Origin of the sequence: Burkholderia sp. BCC1985, assembly GCF_905339915.1 — a bacterium.
GTDB lineage: Bacteria > Pseudomonadota > Gammaproteobacteria > Burkholderiales > Burkholderiaceae > Burkholderia.
In genome coordinates, this window is record NZ_CAJPGY010000004.1 from 182,281 (window position 1) to 206,478 (window position 24,198).

Below are 24,198 nucleotides of genomic sequence, written 5' to 3' on the forward strand. Positions count from 1 at the left end.
ATGAACCTGAACCTGCATCCGGATCCGTCCGCCGGCGCGTGCCTGCCCGGCCTGTTGCCGCGCGCGGACGGCGAACTGCCCGCCCTGATCGCGCGTGCGCGCCATGCGCCGCCGCTGACGGTGGCCGTCGTGCACCCGTGCGACACGGCCAGCCTCGTCGCGCTTGCCGCGCTCAACGCGTCGCCGCTGGGCGCATCGATCGAACCGCTGATCGTCGCGCCGCGCGCGAAGGTGTTGCGCGCGGCGAGCGAAGCGGGCGTCGATCTCGCGAAATGGACGATCGAGGACGTTCCCCACAGCCACGCGGCGGCGGCCCGCGCGGTGGCACTCGCGGCGTCGGGCCGCGCCGGCGCGCTGATGAAGGGCAGCCTGCACACGGACGAGCTGATGGGGGCCGTCGTCGCCGCGGAATCGGGCCTGCGCACGGACAAGCGCATGTCTCACTGCTTCCTGATCGAGGCGCCGGCGTATCCGCGGCCGTTCATCCTGACCGATGCCGCGGTGAACATCGCACCGGACCTCGCGCAGAAGGCGGCCATCACGCAGAACGCGATCGACGTCGCGCATGCGCTGGGCGTCGCGCGCCCGCGCGTCGCGGTGCTGTGCGCGGTCGAGACCGTCAATCCGGCGATGCGTTCGACGCTCGACGCGGCGGCCCTCGCGAAGATGGCCGAGCGCGGGCAGATCACGGGGGCGGTCGTCGACGGCCCGCTCGCGTTCGACAACGCGATATCGCAACGGGCCGCGCGCGAGAAGGGGATCGACTCGCCGGTTGCCGGCCGTGCCGACATCCTCGTCGTGCCCGATATCGAAGCGGGCAACATGCTCGCGAAACAGCTCGAATACCTGGGCGGTGCCGCGAACGCGGGCGTCGTCGTGGGCGCGCGCGTGCCGATCGTGCTGACGAGTCGCGCCGACGGCGTCGCCGTCCGGGTCGCGTCCTGCGCGCTCGCGGTGTTGCTGGCACAGGTCCGGCATGACGCCGCGCCGATGCCTGAACAGGCCCCCCTTTCGATGGAGGAATTGCGATGAAAGCACTCGTGTACCACGGCCCCGGGCGCAAGGCGCTCGAACGGCGGCCCAAACCGGAACTGCAGTCGCCCACCGACGCGATCGTCCGCGTGACGCGCACGACGATCTGCGGCACCGATCTGCACATCCTCAAGGGCGACGTGCCGACGTGCGAGCCGGGCCGCGTTCTCGGCCATGAAGGCGTGGGCATCGTCGAGCAGGTCGGCGCGGCGGTCGATTCGCTGAAGCCGGGCGACCACGTGCTGATTTCGTGCATCTCGTCGTGCGGCCGCTGCGAGTACTGCCGCCGCGGACTGTATTCGCATTGCACGACCGGCGGCTGGATCCTCGGCAACCGGATCGACGGCACGCAGGCCGAGTTCGTGCGCATCCCGCATGCGCCGACCAGCCTGTACCGGATCCCGGCCGGCGCGGACGAGGACGCGCTCGTGATGCTGTCCGACATCCTGCCGACCGGATTCGAATGCGGCGTGCTGAACGGCAAGGTGCAGCCGGGCTGCTCCGTCGCGATCGTCGGCGCGGGGCCGATCGGGCTGGCGGCGTTGCTGACCGCGCAGTTCTATTCGCCCGCGCGGATCATCATGATCGACCCGGACGGCAACCGGCTCGAGGTCGCGCGGCGCTTCGGCGCGACCGACTGCATCGACGGCCACGGCGGCGACCCGGTTGCGGAAGTGATGAAGCTGACCGACGGCGTGGGCGTGGATTGCGCGATCGAAGCGGTCGGCATTCCGGCGACGTTCGAGATGTGCACGGCGCTCGTGGCGCCTGGCGGGGTCGTCGCGAACGTCGGCGTGCACGGCGTCAAGGCCGATCTGCACCTCGAGAAGCTGTGGGATCGCAACATCTCGATCACGACGCGGCTCGTCGACACGGTCAGCACGCCGATGCTGCTGAAGACGGTAGGCGCCGGGCGCCTCGATCCGGCGCGCCTGATCACGCACCGGTTCTCGCTCGACGAAGTGGAAAGCGCGTACGACACGTTCGGGCGCGCCGCGCAGACCCACGCGCTGAAGGTCATCATCGAAGTCGGCTGAGTGCCGGGCCGCGCGTGGCGGAAACCGGGTGCTTCCGCCGCCCGTCACGCGCGGCCGGCGTTGCGCCGGCAGTCAGGACGACAGCGCGGTGGGTTCCTGCGTGTTGTTTGATTCAATCGCGTCCAGATCGACGCACTGCTCGTAGGTCGGCACCTCGCACGGCCAATGCAGGCGCTCCGAGATGCGCCGGCGCATCGCATCCGCGGCAGCGGGTTCGCCGTGCGTGACGAAGGTCCGCACGGGCGCGCCCTGCATCGTGCCGAGCCACTTCAGGATCTCTTCGTAGTCGGCATGGGCCGACAGCGTCGTGATCGACTCGACCTGCGCGCGCACGCGCACGTACTCGCCGTGAATCTTCAGCGTCGGCTCGTGCGCGGCGAGCGCCGCGCCGCGCGTGCCGGCGGCCTGGTAGCCGACCAGCGCGATCGTGTTGCGCGCATCGGGCGCATGGCGGCTCAGGTGATGCAGCACGCGCCCGCCGGTCGCCATCCCGCTGCCGGCGATGATGACCATCGGGCCGTGGTGTTCGGCGATCGCCTTGGACTGCTCGACCGAGCGGATCATCGTGGCCGCGTGGCCGAGCGCATTCGCTTCGGAGGCCGTCAGTCGGTGTTCGAGGATATGGTGGCGATAGATTTCGGTCACGTCCGTCGCCATCGGGCTGTCGACGAACACCGGGACGCGCGCCATGCGGCCGGCCGCCTTCAGCCGCGCGATGTAGTGCAGGATCTCCTGCGCGCGGCCGACGGTGAAGCAGGGCATCACAACGACCCCGCCGCGCGCGAAGGTCTTGTCGAACATCCCGGCCAGTTCGTTTTCGGGATCCGACGCCGGATGCAGCCGGTCGCCGTACGTCGATTCGACCACCAGGTAGTCGGCATGCGCGGGCGGGCGCGGCGGTTGCATGATCGGGTCGTGATACCGGCCGAGATCGCCGGAGAACGCGAGCACCTTGTGGTCCCAGTGCATCACGACGCTCGCCGCGCCGAGGATGTGCCCGGCCGGCAGCAGGCGGAACGACAGGCTGCCGCCCAGCGCGGTGCATTCGTCGAAGGCGACGGGTTGCAGCAGGCGCAGCGCGCGCTGCGCGTCGTCCAGCGTGTAGAGCGGTTGCGCGGGATGATGCTTCGAATAACCGTGCCGGTTCGCGAAGTCGGCTTCCTCCTCCTGCAGCCGCGCGCTGTCGCGCAGCATGATGTCGCAGAGTTCGGCCGTGGCCGCCGTGCAGTACACCGGCCCGCGATAGCCTTCGCGCGCCAGCACCGGGAGATAGCCGGTGTGATCGAGATGCGCGTGCGTGAGCACGACCGCGTCCAGCGTGTCCGGCGCGAATGGCAGCGCGCGCCAGTTGCGCAGCCGCAGGTTCTTGGTCCCCTGGAACAGGCCGCAATCGACCAGGACGCGCCGGCCGCCGTGCTCGAGCAGATATTTCGAGCCGGTCACGGTTTCGGTCGCACCGAGAAAAGTCAGTTTCATGGGTTGCCTCCCCGGGAGTCGACGGAACAGTAAGTCGATTACATCCCGAACGCGCGCGCGGCAGTTGACCGAAATCACGAATGGCGGGATTCCGATGACGAACGGCTTGAACGCGACGCGTAAGATGCCGCTTACGATGCCCCGAATGCAATGCGTCCGGGCGGTGCCGCTAGCGCCCGGGCGGCGCCGGATCCAGCTGCGCGACGAACGCCACGATGCCCGACACCAGCGCAACGATCGCGTACGGCACGACCCGCTCGTCGATCAGCATCGCATGCACGACGCCCAGCAGCGACGCGAGCGCGATGAATACGCAGAGCGTCGCGAACGCGTTTCGGTATCGCAGGCCCATCATGACGTTCTCCCGGGAAGCGGCCGCCGTGGACGGCGTTGCCGTCGGCGCATGCCATCGGTTGCGCAAGACATGTGCCATGATCGCGTGCCGCGCGCCGGCGCGATTGATCTGTATCAACCGACGGATCCCGGCATCACGGAATCACGCCCCGCTCAAGTCATCTGACCAATCGTCTTGCGGAACCGCGTCAGCGACAGCAGGAACAGCACGCAACCGATCGCGAACAGCGCCGCGAACTGGGCCCACACCGCATCGAACCCGGCACCGCGATACAGGATCCGCTGCGCGAGTTCGACGAAATGCGTGGTCGGCGCGGCCAGCATGATGTCCTGCACGACGGGCGGCATGCTTTCGCGCGGCGTCAGGCCGCCCGACAACAATTGCAGCGGCAGCAGCACGAGGACGAGCAGCATGCCGAACTGCGGCATGCTGCGCACGAGCGTCGCGAGAAAGATCCCCATCGACGTCGTCGCGAACAGGTGCAGCGCCATGCCGGCCACGAACAGCGGTACCGATCCCGGAATCGGCACGTGCAGCGCGCCGCCCACGACGAACGTCAGTGACGCAACGGCCGCCGCCGCGACGACGAGCCCCATCGACCAGACCTTCGCGAGCATGATTTCCGCCGCGGTCACCGGCATGACGAGCAGATGCTCGATCGTGCCGTGCTCGCGCTCGCGAATCAGCGCGGCGCCGGTGAGGATCATCGACAGCATCGTCACGTTGTTGATCAGCTCCATCAGCGCGCCGAACCAGACTTCGTCGAGATTCGGGTTGAAGCGCATCCGCATCGCGAGATCGACGGGCGGCAAGGACGTGCCGCGCTGGCGCCGCACGAATGCATCGATCTCGCCCGACACGATCTGCTGGACGTAACCGCCGCCGGTGAACGCCTGCGTCATGCGGGTCGCATCGACGTTCAGCTGGACCATCGCGTGACGGCCGGCGAGCACGTCGCGCTGGAAGTCGGGCGGAATGTCGAGCGAGAACGTGTAGTCGCCGTTGTCCAGCCCGCGATCGGCCGCGCCGGCGTCGACGAGCGGGGGCGGCGCGAACTGCGGCGGGAAGAACGCCGCCGCGATGCGCGCCGACAGCGGCGACGCATCCTCGTCGACGATCGCGATCGGCACCTTGTGCAGCGTTTCCGGGCGCGCGGTGGCCGCGACGTAGATCGACGCGCTGAACGTGTAGACGATCAGCGCGAGCAGGATCGGGTCGCGGGCGAGGCTCCACAGTTCCTTGACCCCGAGCCGGAAAATGACGAGCAGGCGCGACATGGTCAGCGCTCCTGCTTGCGCAGCAGCACGCCGGTCATGACCAGGATGACCGGCGCGGCCGCGAGCATCGGCCAGAACTGGGACGACAGGTCGGCCAGCCCGAGCGCCTTGTTGTAGACGCCGCGGCTGATCGCGAGCATGTAGGTGGCCGGATAGACGGTGCCGACCCACTTGCCGCTGCCCTCGAGCGACGACAGCGGCGTGAGCAGGCCCGAGAACTGCACGACGGGAATCAGCGTGCCGACGATCGTCATGAAGATCGCGGCGATCTGGCTGCGGGTAAACGTCGAGGCGAACAGCCCGATGCCGGTGGCCACGACGTTGAAGATCAGCACCGCGGCCGCCAGCGTCGCGAAACTGCCCTTGATCCGCACGCCGAACACGAGGTCGGCCAGCACGACCATCAGCAGGAAGTTCAGCATGGCCAGCATCACGTACGGCGCCTGCTTGCCGAGCAGGAATTCGGCCCGCGTGACGGGCGTCACGTAGAGGTTGACGATCGACCCGAGCTCCCGTTCCCGCACGACGGCGAGCGCCGTCAGCATCGCGGGCAGCATCAGCAGCAGCATCGGCATGATCGCGGGAATCATGGCCGGCAGGCTCTTGACGTCCGGGTTGTAGCGATAGCGGATCGCGATGTCGACGGCCGGCGCGAGCGACACGCCGAGCCGGCGCTTCGCCTGGTCGCGCAGCCAGTTTTCGTGCATGCCGGCCACGTAGCCGCGGATCGTCTCCGCGCGCATCGGCATCGCGCCGTCGACCCATGCACCGATCTCCACGCGGCGGCCGCGTGCGACGTCGCGCGCGAAACCGGGCGGGATCTCGAGCGCGAGCGACAGCTGGCCGTTGCGCATGCGGCGCTCGATGTCGCGGTCGTCGGCGAGCGGCGCGCGCGGCACGAAGTAGCGGGAACCGGCGAGGTTCTGCGCATAGTCCTGGCTCAGGATCGACTGATCGCGGTCGAGCACCGCGAACGTCAGGTTGTCGACGTCGAGACTGATCCCGATGCTGATCACGCACATCAGCACGAGCGAGCCGAACAGCGCCAGCGTCGCGCGCAACGGGTCGCGTCGCAGCTCCAGCACTTCGCGCCACAGATAGCTGCCGGCGCGCGCCGGGCTGAACCATGCCGCCGCATGGCCGGCGCCGGCCGCCGCGGGCGGCGCGGCGAGCCAGCCGGCGTCGGACGGCGCATCGGCCGGCGCACCGTCCGCGCCATCCGCTTTCTGCGCGTCGCTCAGGTAGCCGATGAACGCGTCCTCGAGCGTGGCGGCGCCGCGCAGGCGCACCAGTTCGTCGGGGGCGGCGCTCGCGAGCACGCGGCCCGCATGCATCAGCGAGATGCGGTCGCAGCGCGCGGCCTCGTTCATGAAGTGCGTCGAAATGAAGATGGTGACGCGATCGTTGCGCGCGAGCTCGATCATCAGCCGCCAGAAGTCGTCCCGCGCGACCGGATCCACGCCCGACGTCGGTTCGTCCAGGATCAGCAGCTCGGGCTTGTGCACCATCGCCACCGCGAGCGAGAGCCGCTGCCGCATGCCGAGCGGCAGGCGCTCGGGCAGCGCGTCGAGGGCGTCGGCCAGCCCGAAGCGCGCGACCATTTCGGTCACGCGCGCGGGCACGTCCGCCTCCGGCACGCCGAACAGGCGCGCGTGCAGCACGAGGTTCTGCCGGACGGTCAGTTCGCCGTAGAGCGAAAACCCTTGCGACATGTAGCCGACGCGCCGGCGCGTGTCGATGTCGTTCGCGGCGACCGGCCGGCCGAACAGCGTTGCGGTGCCTTCGGATGCGGGCAGCAGGCCGGTGAGCATCTTCATGGTCGTCGACTTGCCGCAGCCGTTGGAGCCGAGAAAGCCGAAGATTTCGCCGCGGCGGATCTGCAGGCTCACGTGGTCGACCGCGACGAAATCGCCGAACCGCATCGTCAGCCCGTCCGCCTCGATCGCGTAGCCGGCCGCCCGATCGGCCTGGAACGGCGCGATCACGACCGGCTGGTGTCCGTGCCGGCGCGCCTCCGGGAGCAGCGCGATGAACGCGGCTTCCAGCGTGTCGCAACCGGTGCGCTCGAGCAGCTCGCCGGGGCTGCCGGTGGCCAGCACGCGGCCGGCGTCCATCGCGATCAGCCGGTCGAACCGGCGGGCCTCGTCCATGTACGCGGTGGCGACCAGCACGCTCATCGCGGGGCGGGCGGCGCGAATGCGGCCGATCAGCTCCCAGAACTGCGCGCGCGACAGCGGATCGACGCCGGTCGTCGGCTCGTCCAGGATCAGCAGGTCGGGATCGTGGATCAACGCGCAGCACAAGCCGAGCTTCTGCTTCATGCCGCCGGACAACTTGCCGGCCGGGCGGTCCAGGAACGGCTGCAGGCCGGTGCTGCGCGTCAGCGCGTCGATCCTTCGGCGCCGCTCCGCCGCATCGTGGCCGAACAGTCTCGCGAAGAACTGCAGGTTTTCCTCGACCGACAGCGTCGCGTACAGGTTCCGGCCGAGGCCTTGCGGCATGTAGGCGATGCGCCGGCACACGCGCGCGCGATGGCGGCGCGACGACAGGTCGCCGTCGAGCGTCCATACGCGGCCCTGCTGGATCGCGCGCGCGCCGGAAACGAGCGCGAGCAGGCTCGACTTGCCGACGCCGTCCGGCCCGATCAGCCCGATCATGCGGCCGGCCGGGATATCGAGCGTCACGTCGTCGAGCGCGGCCTTGTCGCCGTAGCGCAGCGAGACGCCGGACAGCCGTGCGACCCAGCCCGGATCGGCCGACACCGGCGCAGCGCCGGTCGCGCCGGCATCCGTCTCGACGGGCGGCGCCGCCTTCATTGCGGCACCCTGATCGCGAGACGATCCGGCCAGCCCGCGTGCGGGTCGGTCTTCAGCCACGCCACGCCCGGCAAGCCGGTCTTGACGAGCTTCAGGTGGCGCTGCAACAGGTCGCGATCGATGCGTGCCTTCACCCGGAACATCAGCTTCTGCCGCTCGGTGGCCGTTTCGACCGTCTTCGGCGTGAACTGCGCGGTGCTCGACACATAGGACACGCGTGCCGGAATCACGTATTCCGGTGCCGCATCGAGCACGATCCGCACGTCGGCGCCGAGCGGGACCCGGCCGACGACCGCTTCGGGCAGGAAGAACGTCATGTACACGTCGGACAGGTCGACGACGTTGAGCACCTTGCCGCCTGCCGGCAGGACTTCGCCCGACTCGGCAATCCGGTACTGGACGCGCCCGTCGCGCGGCGAGGTCAGTTCGCTGTCCGAGAGGTCGGCCCGCACGCGCGCCACGGTCGCCTGCGCGGCCGTCACGGCCGAGCGCGCCGCGACGAGCTGGGCCTGCGTGGCGTCGATCGCGGCCTGAGCGGCTTCCACCTGGGCCCGCGCGGCATTCACGGTCGCGCGCAGGCTGCCGGCGCGCGCGCGATCGTCGTCCAGTTCCTGCATCGACGACGCACCGTCGCGCGACAGCGTTTCGGACCGCGCGAGCCGCCGCGTGGCCGCGTCCAGCTCGCTTTCCCGCTGCACGACGACGGCCGCGGCCGCGGCCTTGTCGCTGCGGCGCTGCGCGACCTGCGCGTCGATGCTCGCCGCGGTGTTCACCGCCTGCTGCTCGCGTGCCCGTGCCTCGTCGAGCTGCGCCTGCAGGACGACGACGTCCATGCGTGCGAGCGGCTGGCCGGCCGTCACGAAGTCGCCTTCGTCGACGAGCATGGCGGTGACGCGCCCCGGCAGCTTGGTCGCGACGTCGATTTCGGTCGCCTCGATGCGGCCGTTGCCGCTGACGAGCCCCGCATCCGCCTGGCCGTCGTGCCAGCGCGTCCACCCGTAGTACGCGAGGCCGATCGCAAGCACGGCCGCACCGATACCGATCAGAAGAGGGCGCGGGATGGTTTTCATGGTGTGTTGTCCGAGTCTGTCGAAAGGGGCGCCGTTGCCGCGGCAGTCTTGCCGGTGTCGATCACGCCGCCGCCGAGCGCGCCGTACAGCGCGACGCGGCTCGACAGCAGCGCACGACGGGTCGTGACCAGCTGCTGCTCGGCGTTCATCAGGTCCCGCTGCGCATCGAGCACCTCGAGGAAGCGGGTTGCCCCGCTGTCGTAGCGCAGCTTCGCGAGGCGCGCCCGCTGGGCCTGCGACGCCTGCGTGGCGCGCTCGATGGCGACCTGGTCGCCGAGCCAATGGCGCGCGGCGAGCGCATCGGACACGTCGCGGAACGCACGCTGCAGCGTCTGCTCGTAGCGGGCGAGCGCTTCTTCGCGTTGCGCGCGCGCCAGTGCGAGATTCGACCGGTTGCGGCCGCCGTCGACGAGCGGCAGCGTGACGTTGGGAATCACCGACCACACGCCGGAGCCCGACGACAGCAGGTCGCGCAGCGCGCTGCTTCCCGAACCGATCGCACTCGTCAACGCGATGCGCGGAAAGAATGCCGCGCGCGCCGCGCCGATGTTCGCGCGGCTCGCCTGCAGTTCGCGCTCCGCCGCAATCACGTCCGGGCGCCGGGTCAGCAGCGACGAAGGCAGGCCGGGGGTTAGCGACGGCAGCACCGCGCCGTCGTCGAGCGCGAGCGGCGTGGCGCCCAGCGCCGGCGGCGCACCGACGAGCAACGCCAGCGCATCGGCCGACGTCGCGCGGGCCTGCTGCAACTGCACGCCGAGCGATTCCGCCTGCTGCAGCAGGATCTCCGATTGCGTGAGATCGAGGCGCGAGATCGCGCCGGCCGCGTGACGAAGCCGGAAAATCCGCAGCGATTCGCGGCGGGTGTCGATCGTCGCGCGGGTCAGCGCGATGCGTTCGTCGATCTCGCACAGGGTCAGATACGCGTCCGCGACACCGGTGACGACGCTCAGCGTCACCGCCTGCCTGGCCGCGTCGCTCGCGAGGTAGCGCTGAAGCGCTGCTTCCTTCAGGTTGCGCACGCGGCCCCAGAAATCGATCTCCCATTGCGTCTCGGCCAGCTGGACTTGATAGACCTGCCCGATGACGGGCACCGGAGCGAGAAAGCCGCCCGGCGTGCGAAACCGCGCGTAGGCCGCGCCCGCACCGATCGTCGGCCATTGATCCGCGCCGCGGATGCCGTACACCGCGCGAGCCTGCTCGACGCGTGCGACCGCCGCGCGCAGATCCCGGTTGTCGGCGAGCGCCTGGCCGATCAGCGCGCGCAGGCGCGGGTCGACGAAGTAAGCCTGCCAGTCGGGCACGGGCGCGGCGGGTGTCGCGTCGGCGGACGGCTCCGGAAAGGACGCGGGAATCGGTGCGGCGGGACGCTCGTCCGGTGGCGCAAGCGACAGGCAGCCCGACAGCAGCCCCATGCCCGCCGCCAGCGCAATGGCACGCATGCGCCGCACGACGGCAGGATGACAGCGAACGGGAAGCGCGGCAGCGCGCATGGAATGCCTCGTCGAATACGGAAATGCGGGAATTCGGGATGGCGCCGCCCGCGGGCGCCGCCGCTTCGGATTCACTTATATCCGACGATTACCGGGTTTCCCCTTGATCTGTGTCACTTGGGCGGGGATGCGTTTCGAGGGGCCGCTCGCTTGACGCGCGTGCCGGAGCATGCGTCGGACGCTTTCGCGACGGCGAGCCGGACCGGGCCGCGCAATGCCTGTCACGGACGGCACGCCTGGTGCGGCAACGTCCGTCGCGAGCCCGCGGTTGATTGATCCTCGTCAAGCCGCCGGCGCGGCCGTGCGCGATGCTGAACACGGTGCGGCACGCATTCGCTCGCAGGCATTGCGGCCGGCATGGACCGACGGGAGACCGACATGAAGTCCGATGCAGTACTCAAGCAGGATGTCGAGCAGGCGTTGTTCTGGAATCCGGCGATCGAGGCGCGCCGGATCGACGTCGAGGTTCACGACCGGATCGTCACGTTGCGCGGCACGGTCGACAGCTGGGCCCAGAAGCTCGAGGCGCAGAAGACGGCGCTGCACGTCGCCGACGCGCGCGCGCTGGTGCTCGAACTGAACGTCACCCCGCCGGAGAACGCGTGCGCGGACCAGGAACTGGCGATCGCGATCACGTTCGCGCTCGGCTGGCAGGAGGCGTTGCGCGATCACAAGATCAGCGTCGAGGTCGATCACGGCTGCGTGACGCTCGACGGCGAAGTCGATCATGCGTATCAGAGCCGCGCGGCGGAAGCGATGGTGAGCCGGATGATCGGCGTCGTCGGCGTGGCCAACCGCATCCGGGTGCGTGCCGACCATACGGTGCCCGACGTCGGCGCCCGGATCGCCGAGGCGCTTGCGCGCCGCGCGCAGCGCGAAACCGCGGGAATCTCGATCGACGCAACCGACGGCATCGTCACGCTGACGGGCACGGTCGCGTCGCTGGCCGAAAGGCGCGCCGCGTGCGGTGCGGCCGGGTCGGTGAGGGGTGTCCGGCAGGTCGTCGACCAATTGACCGTCGCCTGACCGGCTTGCCTGCATGGTCCGTTACCAGGAGAAGCCGCGATGAACCGTCCGCATTCCGGCCCCGGCGAAACCATCTGCGCCGCGACAGGCACATGCAGCCGCATACGAAGGGTCGTCTCGACCGTCGCGACGGCGAGGACGTGCTGCGTGCGCACTGGAAGCGCGACGATGCGTGAGCGGATGCTGGCCTGCCGGAGAGGTTCGACCCCGTGAAAAAATCATTCGACTACTCCGGGCTGCTGATTCCGGTCGCGTTCGCCGTGCTGGTCGCGGTTCAACTGCTGGCGCGCCAGCCGGCGTCGACGTCGATTTCCTACAGCGATTTTCACCGCCTGGTGGACGCACGGCTCGTCGACGATCTCGAGATCGGCCCGGCGACGATCTCGGGCACGCTGCGCATGCCGCAAGCCGGCGCCGCGCTGCCCGCGTCCGACGCGGCCGGCGTGAAGGAGGCCGGCGCGCCGTGGCGCTTCACGACGAACCGGGTGAGCGACGAAGGGCTGGTCGCCACGCTGACGACTGCCGGGATTCGCTACCGCGGCGCGACGGATACGGGCTGGATCGGGACGCTGGCGACCTGGATCTTCCCGTTGATCGGCTTCGTCCTGATCTGGAATTTCATGATGCGAAGGCCGGGCGGGATGCGGGATCTGAGCGGCATGGGCAAAAGCCGCGCCCGCGTCTACATGCAGAAGGAAACCGGCATCACGTTCGACGACATCGCGGGCATCGACGAGGCGAAGGCCGAGCTGCAGCAGATCGTCGCGTTCCTGCGCAGCCCCGAACGCTACCAGCGGCTTGGCGGCAAGATCCCGAAGGGCGTGCTGATCGTCGGCGCGCCCGGCACCGGCAAGACGCTGCTCGCCCGCGCGGTCGCCGGCGAGGCGGCGGTGCCGTTCTTCACGATCAGCGGCTCGGCGTTCGTCGAGATGTTCGTCGGCGTGGGCGCGGCGCGCGTGCGCGATCTGTTCGAGCAGGCCCAGCAGAGCGCGCCGTGCATCGTGTTCATCGACGAGCTCGACGCGCTCGGCAAGGCGCGCGGCGTCGGCCTGATGTCGGGCAACGACGAGCGCGAGCAGACGCTGAACCAGCTGCTCGTCGAGATGGACGGCTTTCAGGCCAATTCCGGCGTCATCATCATGGCCGCGACCAACCGGCCGGAGATCCTCGATCCCGCGCTGCTGCGCCCGGGCCGCTTCGACCGGCACATCGCGATCGACCGGCCGGACCTGACCGGACGCAAGCAGATCCTGGCCGTGCATACGAAGCGCGTGAAGCTCGCGCCGGAAGTCGACCTGGCCGAGCTGGCACAGCGCACGCCGGGCTTCGTCGGCGCCGATCTCGCGAACGTCGTCAACGAAGCCGCGCTGCATGCGGCGGAACTGGGCAAGCCCGCGATCGGGATGGCTGATTTCGACGAAGCCATCGATCGCGCGATGACGGGCATGGAGCGCAAGAGCCGCGTGATGAACGAACAGGAAAAGCTGACCATCGCGTACCACGAATCGGGGCATGCGCTCGTCGCGCAAAGCCGCGCGCACTGCGATCCGGTGAAGAAGGTGTCGATCATCCCGCGCGGGATCGCGGCGCTCGGTTATACGCAGCAGGTGCCGACCGAGGATCGCTACGTGCTGCGCAGGAGCGAGTTGCTCGACCGGCTCGACGTGTTGCTCGGCGGACGCGTGGCCGAGGAAATCGCGTTCGGCGACGTGTCGACCGGCGCGCAGAACGATCTCGACCGCGCGACCGCGCTGGCGCGTCATATGGTGATGCAGTACGGGATGAGCGAGAAGATCGGCCTGGCGACACTCGACGATGGCGCACGCCAGGGCGGGGCGCCGGGCGTGTGGACGCCGGGCGACGGCCGCTGCAGCGAGCACACGGCACAACTGATCGACGAAGAGGTGCGCGCGCTGCTAGAGGACGCGCATGCGCGCGTGACGGCGACGCTCGGCGCGCACCGCGACGCGCTCGAACGGATCGCGCGCAGCTTGCTGCAGCACGAATCGATCGATCACGACATGCTGGTGGCGCTCATCATGCCGCCGGGCGATGACGGCGAGCCGCCCCGGGCGCCGGAAGCCGACACGGAAACGACCACGGGCGTCTCCGCCTGAAGGAGCGATCGGCGCCCGCTATCGCCCCGGACGTTTGCCCGGACGCTCGCCGCCGCTCATCGTGTCGCTCAACAGCCGCTGCAGACGGGGCCGTCGCGCCGCGCGTGCGCCGCGTCGTCGGCGACGACCGACGCGAGCCGCGCATCGGGCCGGAAAATCGTGATGCCCTTGAGCCCTTCGCGCCACGCCTGGAAGAACAGCGCGTCGACCGCCGCGAGCGAACACTGGCCGGGCATCGTCACCGTCTTGGAGATACCGGCGTCGACGCACGGCTGCAGCGCCGCGAGCATCGCGACGTGATCGGCCGGCGCGATATCCGCCGCCGTGACGAAATAGCCCGGCAGCCTGACGTTGTCGCCATGCAGTGCGCGAAACAGCCGGTAAGCGTGATTCTCCGCACGAAACGGCCGGACCCGCCCGTCCGCGGTGCGGACCATGCGGCGCTGCGTCCAGCCGACGGCCGGCTCGATTCCGTTCGAACAGTTGTCGCAGAACGCGAGGCTCACGCTGCCGGCCGGCGCGAACGACAGCAGGTGGCTGTTGCGCAGCCCGTGCCGCGCGATCGCGTGATGCACCTTCAGCGGCAACAGCGTTCGATACGCGGGGCCGCTCAGATAGGCGGCCGGGTCGTAGGCCGGAAAGACGCCGCGCTCGGCGGCAAGCGCGGCCGACGCGGCGAACGCATGCTCGCGCATCGCGAGCGCGATCCTGCGTGCAAGCGCGCGTGCTTCCGCGCGGTCGTAGCGCAGCCTCAACATCGTCAGCGCGTCGCCCAGCCCGGTCACGCCGACCCCGATGCGGCGCGTGCGGCGCGCTTCGTGCTCGTGCGCGGCGAGCGGCCACGCGGTCAGATCGAGCACGTTGTCGAGCATGCGGACCTGGATGCGCACCGCGTCGGCGAACGTCGCGAAATCGAAGCGCGGCTCGCCGTCGACACCGAACGGGTGCAGAACGAACCGCGACAGGTCGATCGGTCCGAGCACGCAGCTGCCGTAGGGCGGCAGCGGCTGCTCGCCGCACGGGTTCGTCGCGTCGATCCGCTCGTGCTCGCGCAGCGGATTCGCGGCGCGGATCGTGTCGAGAAACAGCAGCCCCGGTTCGGCGCTGTCGCGCGCGGCAGTGACGATCGCGTGCCAGAGCGTGCGGGCCGGCACCGTTGTGTAAAGGTAGCGTCCGTCGGGCAGCCGGGGCGATGCGCCGGACGTGCAGGCGGGTGGCGCGTGGTGGAAGAGCGCCCACGGCAGGTCGTGCCGGACCGCCTCCATGAATGCGTTCGTAACGCCGACCGACAGGTTGAACGTCGGCCAGCGCGCGCGTCCGCGCTTGGCCGCGACGAACGCGACGAGATCCGGATGATCGCAGCGCAGCACGCCCATCTGCGCGCCGCGGCGCGGGCCGGTGAACGGGAGCGCCCGGCACATCGCATCGAATCGGTCGATCGCCGCGCATACGCCGCGTCCGGACGACAGGCGCCGTTCGTACGCGTCGGCGGGCGGCACCGGCGAGAAGTCGTAGCCGATTCCGCCGCCCATCAGCAGCGTGACCCGGGCGTCGTCGAGCGCATGCGCGAGCGCTGTGTCGAGGGCGTGCACGGGGGCGTCGGCCGGAATCGCGAGCGGATGGACGAAGCAGTTGACCATCGTTCCGCCGTGGTCCGCGCCGGCGTTCGCGAGGATGCGGCCCGCGCCGATCGCACCGCGCTGCAGGTTCAGGTAGAACACGCGCTCCACCTGCGCACGGCGCTCGGCCGGCTCGGCGAGCGACAGCGCACGGGCGACGCGATGGAAGACGGCCGCGCGAGACGTGTCGCCGGGCTGCGCATAGCGCTCGGCGAACACGGTGCTGCAAAGCGGCTGCTCGTCCATGGCGGGGCTCGGCGACGACGAATGACTCAATGTAGGCGCCTGCCCGAACGTGTCGTTGATCGAACGCAACCGGGCGCTTTCGCGGCACCGCTTGATGGCGGTCAACGCCGCGGCCGGCGTCGAACGTAACGTGTAGCCACGGCCGGCACGCCGCGGTGGGCCGGGAATCGCCACGCGGGCACCCGGCGCGCCTGCCATCGACTGCGAGCGACGCACCATGACCGATATCGTTACCGTCACGTTGAATCCTGCCGTCGATGTCTCGACCTCGGTCGAGCACATCGTCGATACCCACAAGCTGCGCTGTACACGGCCACGGCGCGACCCCGGCGGCGGCGGGATTAACGTCGCCCGAACCATTCGCCGGCTCGGGGGCGACTGCGTCGCGCTGTACCTGGCCGGCGGGCCGACCGGCGACGTGTTGACGCTGCTGCTCGAAGCCGAGCGCCTGCCGTCGGTGCGCGTGCGGATCGCCGGCGAGACGCGCGAGAACGTCTGCGTGAGCGAGACCGCGACCGGGCGCGAATACCGGTTCGTGATGCCGGGGCCGCTGGTCACGCAGGCCGAGTGGCGCGACTGCGCGGCCCGCATCGACGCCATGCAGCCGGCGCCGCGCTATCTCGTGCTGAGCGGGAGCCTGCCGCCCGGCGCGCCCGACGACCTGTATGCGACGCTCGCGCGCACGGCCAGGGCAAGAGGAAGCCGGGTGGTCGTCGATGCGGCGGGCCGGGCGCTGCAAGCGGCCCTCGAGGCCGGCGTTCATCTCGTGAAGCCCAGCCTCGGCGAACTGAGTGCGCTGGCCGGCGAACCGCTCGACGACACGGCGGCCGGCCGCAAGGCGAGCGAACTCGTGGCGCGCGGGCAGGCCGACATCGTCGCGTTGACGCTCGGTGCGCGCGGCGCCTGGGTCGTCACGCGCGATCGCGCGCTGCGCCTGCCCGGCAGGCCGGCAGCGGTATGCAGCACGGTCGGCGCCGGCGACAGTTTCGTCGGCGGCATGGTCTGGGCGCTGGCGCGCGGCGTGCCGTTCGACGATGCGTGCCGCTATGCGCTGGCGGCATCCGCCGCCTCGGTCGAGCATCCGGGCACGGCGCTTTGCACGCGCGACGACGTCGAGCGGATTCATGCCGAACTGGTTGCGCAGGCAAGCTGACGTCCAGGCGACCCGACGCGTGCACGATCGCGTCGACGCGCGATCGATCGTTGATCTGGCTCAGCGGATTGCGTGCCGCCATCGCGAAAAATGGGGCAGCCATTCCACGAGGTCCGCCATGGCCGTTCGCCTGACCGCCTTGATCGCCAGCCTGCTCCTGCTGTCGGCCGCGTCGCCGGTTTCGTCCGCCGACGTCGCGACCGTCGATTCGCCCCCGCGGCGTGTGCTGATCCTGGTCTATCACCGGTTCGCCACCGCGCGCCTGGATTCGATGACGGTGCGTACCGAAACCTTCCGGCACCAGCTGCAGGCGATCGAGGCGAACGGCTACCGCATCGTGCCGCTCGCCGACGTCGTGCGCTGGCACGACGGCCAGGCCGATGCCGTGCCGGCGCGGGCGGTCGCGATCACCGTCGACGACGGTCATCGCTCCGTCTACGACGTGCTGCGCCCGTTGCTGGCCGCCCATCCGATGCCGGTCACGCTGTTCATCTATCCATCCGCCATCTCCAACGCCGGCTATGCGATGACCTGGGACCAGCTGCGCACGCTCGGGCGGGCCGGCGGGTTCGACATCGAGTCCCATACGTACTGGCATCCGAATTTCCGCACCGAGCGCGCCCGGCTCACGCCGGACGACTACCGGCGCTTCGTGTCGTTCCAGCTGGGCCGGTCCCGCGAACGGCTCGAGGCCGAAACCGGTGAGCCGGTCAGGCTGCTGGCCTGGCCGTTCGGCGTCCATGATGCGCAGACCGACCAGTTGGCCGCACGCGAAGGCTACGTCGCGGCATTCACGCTCGACGCGCGCCCCGTTCGTGCCACCGACCCGGCAATGGCACTGCCGCGCTATCTGATGACGGACGATTGCGACACACGATGCATGAACGGATTGCTGAGAACCGCCGGGAGTCAGCCGTGATGAAACGCCTGATCATCTGCCTGCTCGTGTCGCTCGCCGGCTTCGCTGCCCGGGCGGCGCCCGTCACGATCACCGTCGTCGACGCCACGAACGGGCACCCGCTCGCCGGCGCGATCGGGCATGCGTCGGGCGTGAACCGGACCGCGGATCGCGACGGCGCGTTTTCACTGGAGATCGACGCGGCGGGCACGCGCCTGAGCGTGCGTGCGCCGGGCTACGCGCGAACCGAAGTCACGCTCGCGCCGGCCGGGGTCGCGCAGACGATCCGGATGACGCCCGTGCGTCCGAAGGCGGTCTATCTGTCCGCCTATGGCGTCGCCGATCGCACGCTGCGCGAGGCGGCGCTGTCCCTCCAGGACAAGACGGCGATCAACGCGCTCGTCATCGACGTGAAGGGCGACAGCGGCGTGACGCCGTATCGCAGCCTGGCGCGTGAAATCTCGGGTGCCGCGAACCATGCCGCCGGCGCCGTCGTGCATCCGCCCGATCTGCCGGACCTGCTGCGGACGTTCCACGCGCGCGGTCTTTACGTGATTGGCCGCATCGTCGTGTTCAAGGACGACGCGCTGGCGCGCGCTCATCCCGAGTGGGCCGTGCGCGACGCGGCCGGCGAGATCTGGCAGGACCGCGAGCATCAGCGCTGGATCGACCCGACGTCGCGCGCGGCCTGGCAACACAATTACGATGTCGCCGAAGAGGCTGCCCGCATGGGTTTCGACGAAATCCAGTTCGACTACCTGCGTTTTCCCGACGCCAACGGCCTCCGGTTCGGCGAGCCCAATACCGAGGCCAACCGGGTCGCGGCGATCACCGGATTCCTGACCGGCGCGCGCGAACGACTGCGGCCGTACAACCTGTACATGTCGGCCGACATCTTCGGGTACGTCTGCTGGAATGCAGACGACACCGCGATCGGGCAGCGGCTCGACGCGCTCGGACCGGTCGTCGACTATGTGTCGCCGATGCTGTATCCGTCCGGCTTCACGTGGGGCCTGCCCGGTTGCCGCAAGCCGACCGAGCATCCGGGCGAGATCGTGTCGCGGTCGCTGGCCGAGGCGAAGCGCCGGACCGGACTGGACGGTGTCCGGTTTCGGCCGTGGCTCCAGGCGTTTCGCGACTATGCGTTCGATCGCCGGCCATTCGATGCCGACGAGATTCGCGCGCAGGTCGACGCGGCCGACGCGGCGGGCACGGACGGCTGGATGCTGTGGAATCCGCGCAATCGCTACGATCCTGCCGCGTTGCCGCGCTGAGCGGCACGTGCGGAGCGGCGCGAACGCGTAAAGGCGCATGGCGCATGGCGCATGGCGCGCAGGACGCGAATCGATCATGCCGTGGAATGACGAACGTTATCCGCCTTCGATGCGGAATCTGCCGCTGCCGGTTCGCGGCAAGGCGATCGGGATTGCCAACGCGCTGCTGCGGCAGGGGCGTGCCGAGGGCAGCGCGATCCGCATCGCGATCGCGCAGGCGAAACGGTGGGGGCGTGCGCATGCCGGCTTCGTCCGGCTTCCACAGGCGCGCACTTGACTTGAGTCAACGGGAAATCGGCGTTCCGCGCGACGCTGACAGCGTCGTCGACTCGAACGAGCGACGTCACCGCACGCGACACGTTCCGCGACCGGACGGGCGGCATTGCAGCCATGCGTGCTCGATCAGGAGAGTGAAGATGTGGACCGGAACCGTGAAGATGCTGCTGCTCGCAACCTGCCTGCTGAATATCGGTGCGAACGCGCTGGCTGAAACGTCGACCGAGCCGATCATGCGCAACGGCGTCGCTTATATCACCGGCGGAATCGGCCAGGACGAGGTCACCGCGTTTCGCGATGTCGCGCCTCGCTACAACCTGCGGATCACGTTCGCGTCGAAGCGGGGCCATTATCTTTCCGATGTCGACGTCACGCTGTCGTCCGGCAAGGCGACGCTTCTCGACGCGCACACGAACGGGCCGTTCCTGTTCGCCCGCGTGCCGCCGGGGCGATATACCGTGTCCGCGCACGACAGGGCCGTCCAGGAAGTCCGGCACGTCGTCGTACCGGCGCGCGGCGCCGTCGATGTGCGCTTCTACTGGCACGACCCCGAACGGCAAGGCGCTATGCGTCTGTGTGCGGATTGTTCCGCATCGCCGCAATAACCGGCACGCCAGTCGCGCTTTCGATCAGGACCGGCGAGGCGGCGATGCGCGGCGCTCGCGCCATCGGCGCGGCGGTCCTCCGCGCGCGGCTCGACTCCGCCGATGCGGCCGGCACGAAGGAATGAATGCAGTGGAACAGGCTCGATCGCTACGATCCCGCTGCGCTGCCGCGCTGACCGGCGCGCTGCTGTTCGCGCTTGCGCCGGCCGGTGCAAGCGCGGAATCCGGGATGCCCGCGACCCAGCGGCAGGCCGTCTCGATCGACGAGGCGATCGCCGCCGAGATCGCCGACGGCCATCTTGCCGGCGCGGTGGTCGTGACGGGCGATGCGGACGGCGTGCGGGTGCGCGTCGCGCGCGGCCTGCGCGTGGCGGGCGAGCACGCCGAGGCGATGACGGCCGATACCGTCTTCGATCTCGCGTCGCTGACCAAGCCGGTGGCGACGGCGGTTGCGGTCATGCAACTCGCGGAACGCGGCATGCTGAGCCTCGACGCGCCGGCCGCGCGCTACTGGCCCGCGTTCGGCGTGCACGGCAAGGCCGGCATCACGATCCGCCAGTTGCTCGCGCACGTGTCGGGGCTGCCGGCCGGCGTGTCGTCGTCCCGCGCGCTGCGCAGCCGTGCCGCCGTGCTGGCCGACATCGTCGCGATGACACCCGGCGCGCCGGCCGGCACCCGCGTGCGCTACAGCGACGTCAACTACGTGGCACTCGGCGAGATCGTCGAGCGTGTGTCGCACCGGCCGCTCGACGCGTGGTGCGCCGCACACGTGTTCGCGCCGCTCGGGATGGCGAGCACCGCGTTCCGGCCGCCGGCGCCGCTGCTCGCGCGCGTGGCGCCCACCGCCGTGCGCAATGGCCGGCTGCTCCGCGGGAGCGTGCACGATCCCGTCGCGGCCGCGATGGGCGGCGTGGCCGGCAATGCGGGCCTGTTCGCGAGTGCGGACGATCTGGCGCGCTTCGCTCGCATGCTGCTGAACGACGGTGCGCTCGGCCCGGCGCGCGTGCTGGCGCGCCGCAGCGTCGCCACGCTCGAGACACCGGCCACGCTCGACGCGCCAGGGGACCCGCACACGCCCGGCTGGGCGGTCGCGCCGCCGCTCGTCGCGAACCGCTACCGGTTGCCGCCGGTCGGCGCGCTGCAACACCTCGGCTACACGGGCACGGCGCTGTGGATCGATCCCGTGACGCGCCGCTTCGCGGTCGTGTTCACGAGCCGGCTGTATCCCGACGAAACCGGCACGGCGCTGCCGTTGCGCTCGCTCGTGCTCGGCATCGTATCGAGCGAAGCCGCTCCCGTGACGCGGGCGCGGATCGCGACGCGCGTGCCCGCGATGGCGGCGGCCGTCGCGCAGGCCGCCCGGTTGCCGGTATCGCGCGGGCCGGTACTGGCCGGCATCGACGTGCTCGCGGCGAACGGCTTCGCGGCCGTCGCGGGCAAGCGCATCGCGCTCGTCACGAACCGCAGCGGCTTCGACCGGTTCGGCCGGCGCACGGCCGACCTGCTCGCACAGGCGCCGGGCGCGCGGCTCGTCGCGCTGTTCGCACCCGAGCACGGGCTCGGCACCGACGTCGACGAGACGTTCGGCGACACGCTCGACGCCGCGACCGGTGTGGTGGTTCACAGCCTCTACGGCGACCGGCGCAGGATCGCGCCCGCGCTGTTCGCCGACGTCGACGTGCTGGTGCTCGACCTGCAGGACGCCGGCGTACGCTTCTTCACCTATCTGGCCACACTCGGTTACGCGCTCGAGGCCGGCGCCGCCGCGCAGCGCCCGGTGCTGGTGCTCGACCGTCCGGACCCGCTGGGCGGCGATGCGTTCGGCGGCCCCGTGGCCGATGCCGGGCCGGCCACGTTCACCGGTTATTACCCGTTGCCGCTCCAGCCCGGCATGACGCTCGGCGAGCTCGCGCGGCTGTTCAACGACCGCCTGCACGTCGGCGCGGCGCTGACCGTGGTGCCGATGGCGCACTACGTGCGCGCGATGCGCTTCGGCGACACCGGGCTCGGCCAGGTGCCGCCATCGCCGAACCTGCGCGATGGCGCCGCGCTGTCGCTCTACCCGGAGACGGGGCTCATCGAAGGGGCGGCGGTCAGTGTCGGGCGCGGCACCGCGACGCCGTTCGGCGTGGTCGGCGCGCCGTGGATCGACGGGCGCATCCTCGCCGACGATCTTCGCGCGATGCGGCTGGACGTGACGTTCTCGCCGGTGCGCTTCGTGCCGGCGGAGGGGCCGTATCGCGGCAGGATGTGCGAGGGCGTCCGCATCGAACGGGTGCCCGGCGCGACGCGGCCAGGCGAGATCGGGTTGGCACTCGCGCTGGCGCTGCACCGGCGTTATCCGGCGCAGTTCCGGATCGATGCGATCCGTGCATCGATCGGCTCGCGCGAGGTGGCGGACATGCTGGAGGCGGGGCGCTCGCTCGACGAGATCGAACGTGTCGTCGACGCGCAAAATGCCGCGTTCGCGCGCGAACGGGCGGCGTTTTTACTGTACTGAGTCCGTGCCGCGCGCCGACGGGCGCCCGATTCACCGGTCCGATGCATCCTGCTTTCCCGACAGGCTTGATTTGAGTCAAGCGTGAACGAGCCGGCAGCGGGATCCTGATCGCGAGCGCGACGGAACGCGTGCACGATGTCTCCACGGTCGATTCATGGTCGCTTCACGTGTCGTCGCGCTGATGCAATGGCACGCCGGTGGCCGCACGTCCGAACCTTAAGAATGCGGTAAGGAGCCGGCCCGAACATGAACGCATCGCCCAGGAGAATCACGATGCGGATATCCCGTTGCGTTCGCACGCTGTGTCACCCGCGCCTTGCCGTATCGATGCTGTTCGCCGTCGTGGCTTGCGCCCATGCCGAAACGCCCGCCCGGCTGCTGGACGGCTATGCGGCGCAGGCCGGCACGAGCGCCGCGCCATCGCGGGGACAGCAGTTCTTCACGTCCCGGCATGGGCGCGACTGGAGTTGCGCGACTTGTCACGGAAGCACGCCGACCGGCCCGGGCCGGCACGTCGTCACCGGCAAGACCATCGAGCCGCTCGCGCCCGCGTTCAATCCCGCGCGGTTCACGGACGAGGCGCGGACCGAAAAATGGTTCCGCAGAAACTGCAAGGACGTCGTCGGGCGTGAATGCTCGGCAGCCGAGAAGGCGGATGTCCTGAGCTGGCTCATGAGCCTGAAACCCTGACGGCGAACGATCATGAACCACGTCGACTCGACCACTGTTCCGGGCAGGATCGCCCCGCTGCGACATGTGCGGGCAAGCCTGCTCGCGATGCTGATGATGTCGCTGCTGCCGCGCGCGGCACTGGCGGAAGACGAGATGCGGAGCGTCGCGACTCCGTTGCTGCCCAGGTACCAGCAGGAGTGCGCGACCTGCCATGTCGCCTATCCGCCCGGGGCGCTGCCCGCCGAGTCGTGGCGCCGCATCGTGAACGGTCTCGATCGCCACTTCGGCACCGATGCGACGCTGGACCCGGCGACCATCGGGCAACTGGAAACCTGGCTGACGGCACACGCGGCGACGGGTGCCGCGGCGCGCCGTCCGCCGGAAGACCGGATTACCCGGTCGGCATGGTTCGCCGCCACCCACGGAGGTTCCCGCCTCCGTGTGGCGCAGCCCCGCCGTGAAGCGGCCGTCGAATTGCGCCGCATGTCATACGCAGGCAGACAAAGGAAATTTCGATGAACGATTCGTCCGCATCCCCGGCACACGATGAACCGGAGCGCTCGCGTCCCGCGCGGATACTGGTCTGGGACGCTCCGCTGCGCGTATTCCACTGGCTGACGGCCGTCTCCTTTGCCGGTGCGTGGCTGACCGCCGAGAGCGAGCGGTGGCGGCTGATGCACGTCGCGTTCGGGTACACGATGCTGGCGCTCGTCGCGTTTCGCGTCGTGTGGGGCGTGGCCGGCACGCGTCATGCGCGGTTCTCGTCGTTCGTGCGTTCGCCGGCCGCCGTTTTTCGCTACGCGCTGAGCCTGGCGAAAGGCCGGCCGGAACACCATGTCGGCCACAATCCGGCCGGCGCGGTCGCGATCGTCGCGATGCTGGCGATGACGGTCGTCACCGGAGTCGCCGGCTGGGCGGCCTACACCGGCAGCGGCGCATCGTTCGGCGATCTTCATGAAGGCGCGGCGAACGCGATGCTCGCGCTCGTTGCGGTACACGTCGCTGCCGTACTCGTCAGCAGCGTCGTGCATCGGGAGAATCTGGCCCGGGCGATGGTGACGGGCTACAAGCGCGGCGCGCCGATCGACGGCATCCGGCGTGCCGGGTGGGGGATTGCCGTCGTCATGACGGCGGCGGTGCTCGGCTGGTGGTGGACGCAATGGCACGCGGCGCCGCAGCCCGTGCAAACCGACCGGCCCGTCGCGACGGACGCCGGCCGCCCCGGATACGGGGCGGGCCGGGACGACGATTGACGGCCG

At 70.1% G+C, this 24,198-nt stretch carries 20 protein-coding genes and 1 pseudogene; 14 read left to right on the forward strand and 7 right to left on the reverse strand.

Annotated features, from left to right (window positions below):
• Together U4Z31_RS05710 and U4Z31_RS05715 are read left to right on the forward strand one after the other, a co-directional pair.
• A complete protein-coding gene (locus tag U4Z31_RS05710; RefSeq protein WP_321797630.1) occupies positions 1-1,032 on the forward strand; it encodes a bifunctional enoyl-CoA hydratase/phosphate acetyltransferase in 1,032 nt (343 codons plus the stop codon).
• Positions 1,029-2,069: a zinc-dependent alcohol dehydrogenase family protein gene (locus U4Z31_RS05715; RefSeq protein WP_321809694.1), complete on the forward strand. Its 1,041-nt coding sequence runs from the start codon at positions 1,029-1,031 to the stop codon at positions 2,067-2,069. The genes U4Z31_RS05710 and U4Z31_RS05715 overlap by 4 nt, the downstream gene beginning before the upstream one ends.
• Before the next feature lie 72 nt (positions 2,070-2,141).
• On the opposite strand, the gene U4Z31_RS05720 is transcribed toward U4Z31_RS05715, so the two are convergent.
• The 6 genes from U4Z31_RS05720 to U4Z31_RS05745 form a co-directional block, all read right to left on the reverse strand.
• Positions 2,142-3,545 (reverse strand): MBL fold metallo-hydrolase, encoded by a 1,404-nt coding sequence (locus U4Z31_RS05720; protein WP_321797221.1) that lies wholly within the window; start codon positions 3,543-3,545, stop codon positions 2,142-2,144.
• Positions 3,546-3,714: 169 nt separating this feature from the next.
• Entirely contained in the window at positions 3,715-3,900 is a 186-nt protein-coding gene (locus tag U4Z31_RS05725) for a DUF2964 family protein (RefSeq protein WP_044846572.1), read from the reverse strand.
• A gap of 152 nt (positions 3,901-4,052) precedes the next feature.
• On the reverse strand, positions 4,053-5,177 hold the full coding sequence (locus U4Z31_RS05730; protein ID WP_321809695.1) for an ABC transporter permease: 1,125 nt from the start codon (positions 5,175-5,177) through the stop codon (positions 4,053-4,055).
• A gap of 2 nt (positions 5,178-5,179) precedes the next feature.
• Entirely contained in the window at positions 5,180-7,993 is a 2,814-nt protein-coding gene (gene rbbA, locus U4Z31_RS05735) for a ribosome-associated ATPase/putative transporter RbbA (protein ID WP_321809696.1), read from the reverse strand.
• Positions 7,990-9,063: an HlyD family secretion protein gene (locus U4Z31_RS05740; protein WP_124528552.1), complete on the reverse strand. Its 1,074-nt coding sequence runs from the start codon at positions 9,061-9,063 to the stop codon at positions 7,990-7,992. Before U4Z31_RS05740 ends, rbbA begins: the two co-directional genes overlap by 4 nt.
• On the reverse strand, positions 9,060-10,553 hold the full coding sequence (locus U4Z31_RS05745; RefSeq protein WP_415750269.1) for an efflux transporter outer membrane subunit: 1,494 nt from the start codon (positions 10,551-10,553) through the stop codon (positions 9,060-9,062). Before U4Z31_RS05745 ends, U4Z31_RS05740 begins: the two co-directional genes overlap by 4 nt.
• A 378-nt stretch (positions 10,554-10,931) precedes the next feature.
• On the opposite strand from U4Z31_RS05745, the gene U4Z31_RS05750 reads away from it, so the two are divergent.
• Both U4Z31_RS05750 and ftsH read left to right on the forward strand, forming a co-directional pair.
• Positions 10,932-11,579, forward strand: coding sequence for a BON domain-containing protein (locus U4Z31_RS05750; RefSeq protein WP_257772294.1), 648 nt, complete (start codon positions 10,932-10,934; stop codon positions 11,577-11,579).
• A gap of 209 nt (positions 11,580-11,788) precedes the next feature.
• A complete protein-coding gene (gene ftsH / locus U4Z31_RS05755) occupies positions 11,789-13,696 on the forward strand; it encodes an ATP-dependent zinc metalloprotease FtsH (RefSeq protein WP_321809698.1) in 1,908 nt (635 codons plus the stop codon).
• Positions 13,697-13,764: 68 nt separating this feature from the next.
• Here the strand turns inward: ftsH and U4Z31_RS05760 are convergent, their stop codons facing one another.
• A complete protein-coding gene (locus U4Z31_RS05760) occupies positions 13,765-15,561 on the reverse strand; it encodes an adenosylcobalamin-dependent ribonucleoside-diphosphate reductase (protein WP_321809699.1) in 1,797 nt (598 codons plus the stop codon).
• Positions 15,562-15,778: 217 nt separating this feature from the next.
• On the opposite strand from U4Z31_RS05760, the gene U4Z31_RS05765 reads away from it, so the two are divergent.
• The 10 genes and pseudogenes from U4Z31_RS05765 (at position 15,779) to U4Z31_RS05810 (ending at position 24,192) form a co-directional block, all read left to right on the forward strand.
• Positions 15,779-16,714 carry a 1-phosphofructokinase family hexose kinase gene (locus U4Z31_RS05765; protein ID WP_321809700.1) on the forward strand — a complete coding sequence of 312 codons (936 nt, stop codon included), beginning with the start codon at positions 15,779-15,781 and terminating at the stop codon, positions 16,712-16,714.
• A gap of 118 nt (positions 16,715-16,832) precedes the next feature.
• On the forward strand, positions 16,833-17,633 hold the full coding sequence (locus U4Z31_RS05770) for a polysaccharide deacetylase family protein (RefSeq protein WP_321809748.1): 801 nt from the start codon (positions 16,833-16,835) through the stop codon (positions 17,631-17,633).
• On the forward strand, positions 17,630-18,886 hold the full coding sequence (locus tag U4Z31_RS05775) for a putative glycoside hydrolase (protein WP_321809701.1): 1,257 nt from the start codon (positions 17,630-17,632) through the stop codon (positions 18,884-18,886). The genes U4Z31_RS05770 and U4Z31_RS05775 overlap by 4 nt, the downstream gene beginning before the upstream one ends.
• 76 nt (positions 18,887-18,962) lie before the next feature.
• Positions 18,963-19,163 (forward strand): hypothetical protein, encoded by a 201-nt coding sequence (locus tag U4Z31_RS05780; RefSeq protein ID WP_124485901.1) that lies wholly within the window; start codon positions 18,963-18,965, stop codon positions 19,161-19,163.
• Between the two features lie 139 nt (positions 19,164-19,302).
• The gene (locus U4Z31_RS05785) at positions 19,303-19,767 is read left to right on the forward strand and encodes a carboxypeptidase regulatory-like domain-containing protein (protein WP_124485953.1); all 465 of its coding nucleotides are present in this window, start codon (positions 19,303-19,305) and stop codon (positions 19,765-19,767) included.
• Positions 19,746-19,892 (forward strand): hypothetical protein, encoded by a 147-nt coding sequence (locus tag U4Z31_RS05790; RefSeq protein ID WP_185640827.1) that lies wholly within the window; start codon positions 19,746-19,748, stop codon positions 19,890-19,892. The genes U4Z31_RS05785 and U4Z31_RS05790 overlap by 22 nt, the downstream gene beginning before the upstream one ends.
• The gene (locus tag U4Z31_RS05795; RefSeq protein WP_415750270.1) at positions 19,889-22,267 is read left to right on the forward strand and encodes a serine hydrolase; all 2,379 of its coding nucleotides are present in this window, start codon (positions 19,889-19,891) and stop codon (positions 22,265-22,267) included. The genes U4Z31_RS05790 and U4Z31_RS05795 overlap by 4 nt, the downstream gene beginning before the upstream one ends.
• 327 nt (positions 22,268-22,594) lie before the next feature.
• A complete protein-coding gene (locus U4Z31_RS05800; RefSeq protein WP_260426165.1) occupies positions 22,595-22,957 on the forward strand; it encodes a DUF1924 domain-containing protein in 363 nt (120 codons plus the stop codon).
• A gap of 12 nt (positions 22,958-22,969) precedes the next feature.
• Positions 22,970-23,489: pseudogene (locus tag U4Z31_RS05805) on the forward strand (diheme cytochrome c).
• Positions 23,455-24,192 (forward strand): cytochrome b/b6 domain-containing protein, encoded by a 738-nt coding sequence (locus U4Z31_RS05810; RefSeq protein ID WP_321809703.1) that lies wholly within the window; start codon positions 23,455-23,457, stop codon positions 24,190-24,192. The pseudogene U4Z31_RS05805 and the gene U4Z31_RS05810 overlap by 35 nt, the downstream one beginning before the upstream one ends.
• The last annotated feature ends 6 nt before the right edge of the window (positions 24,193-24,198 follow it).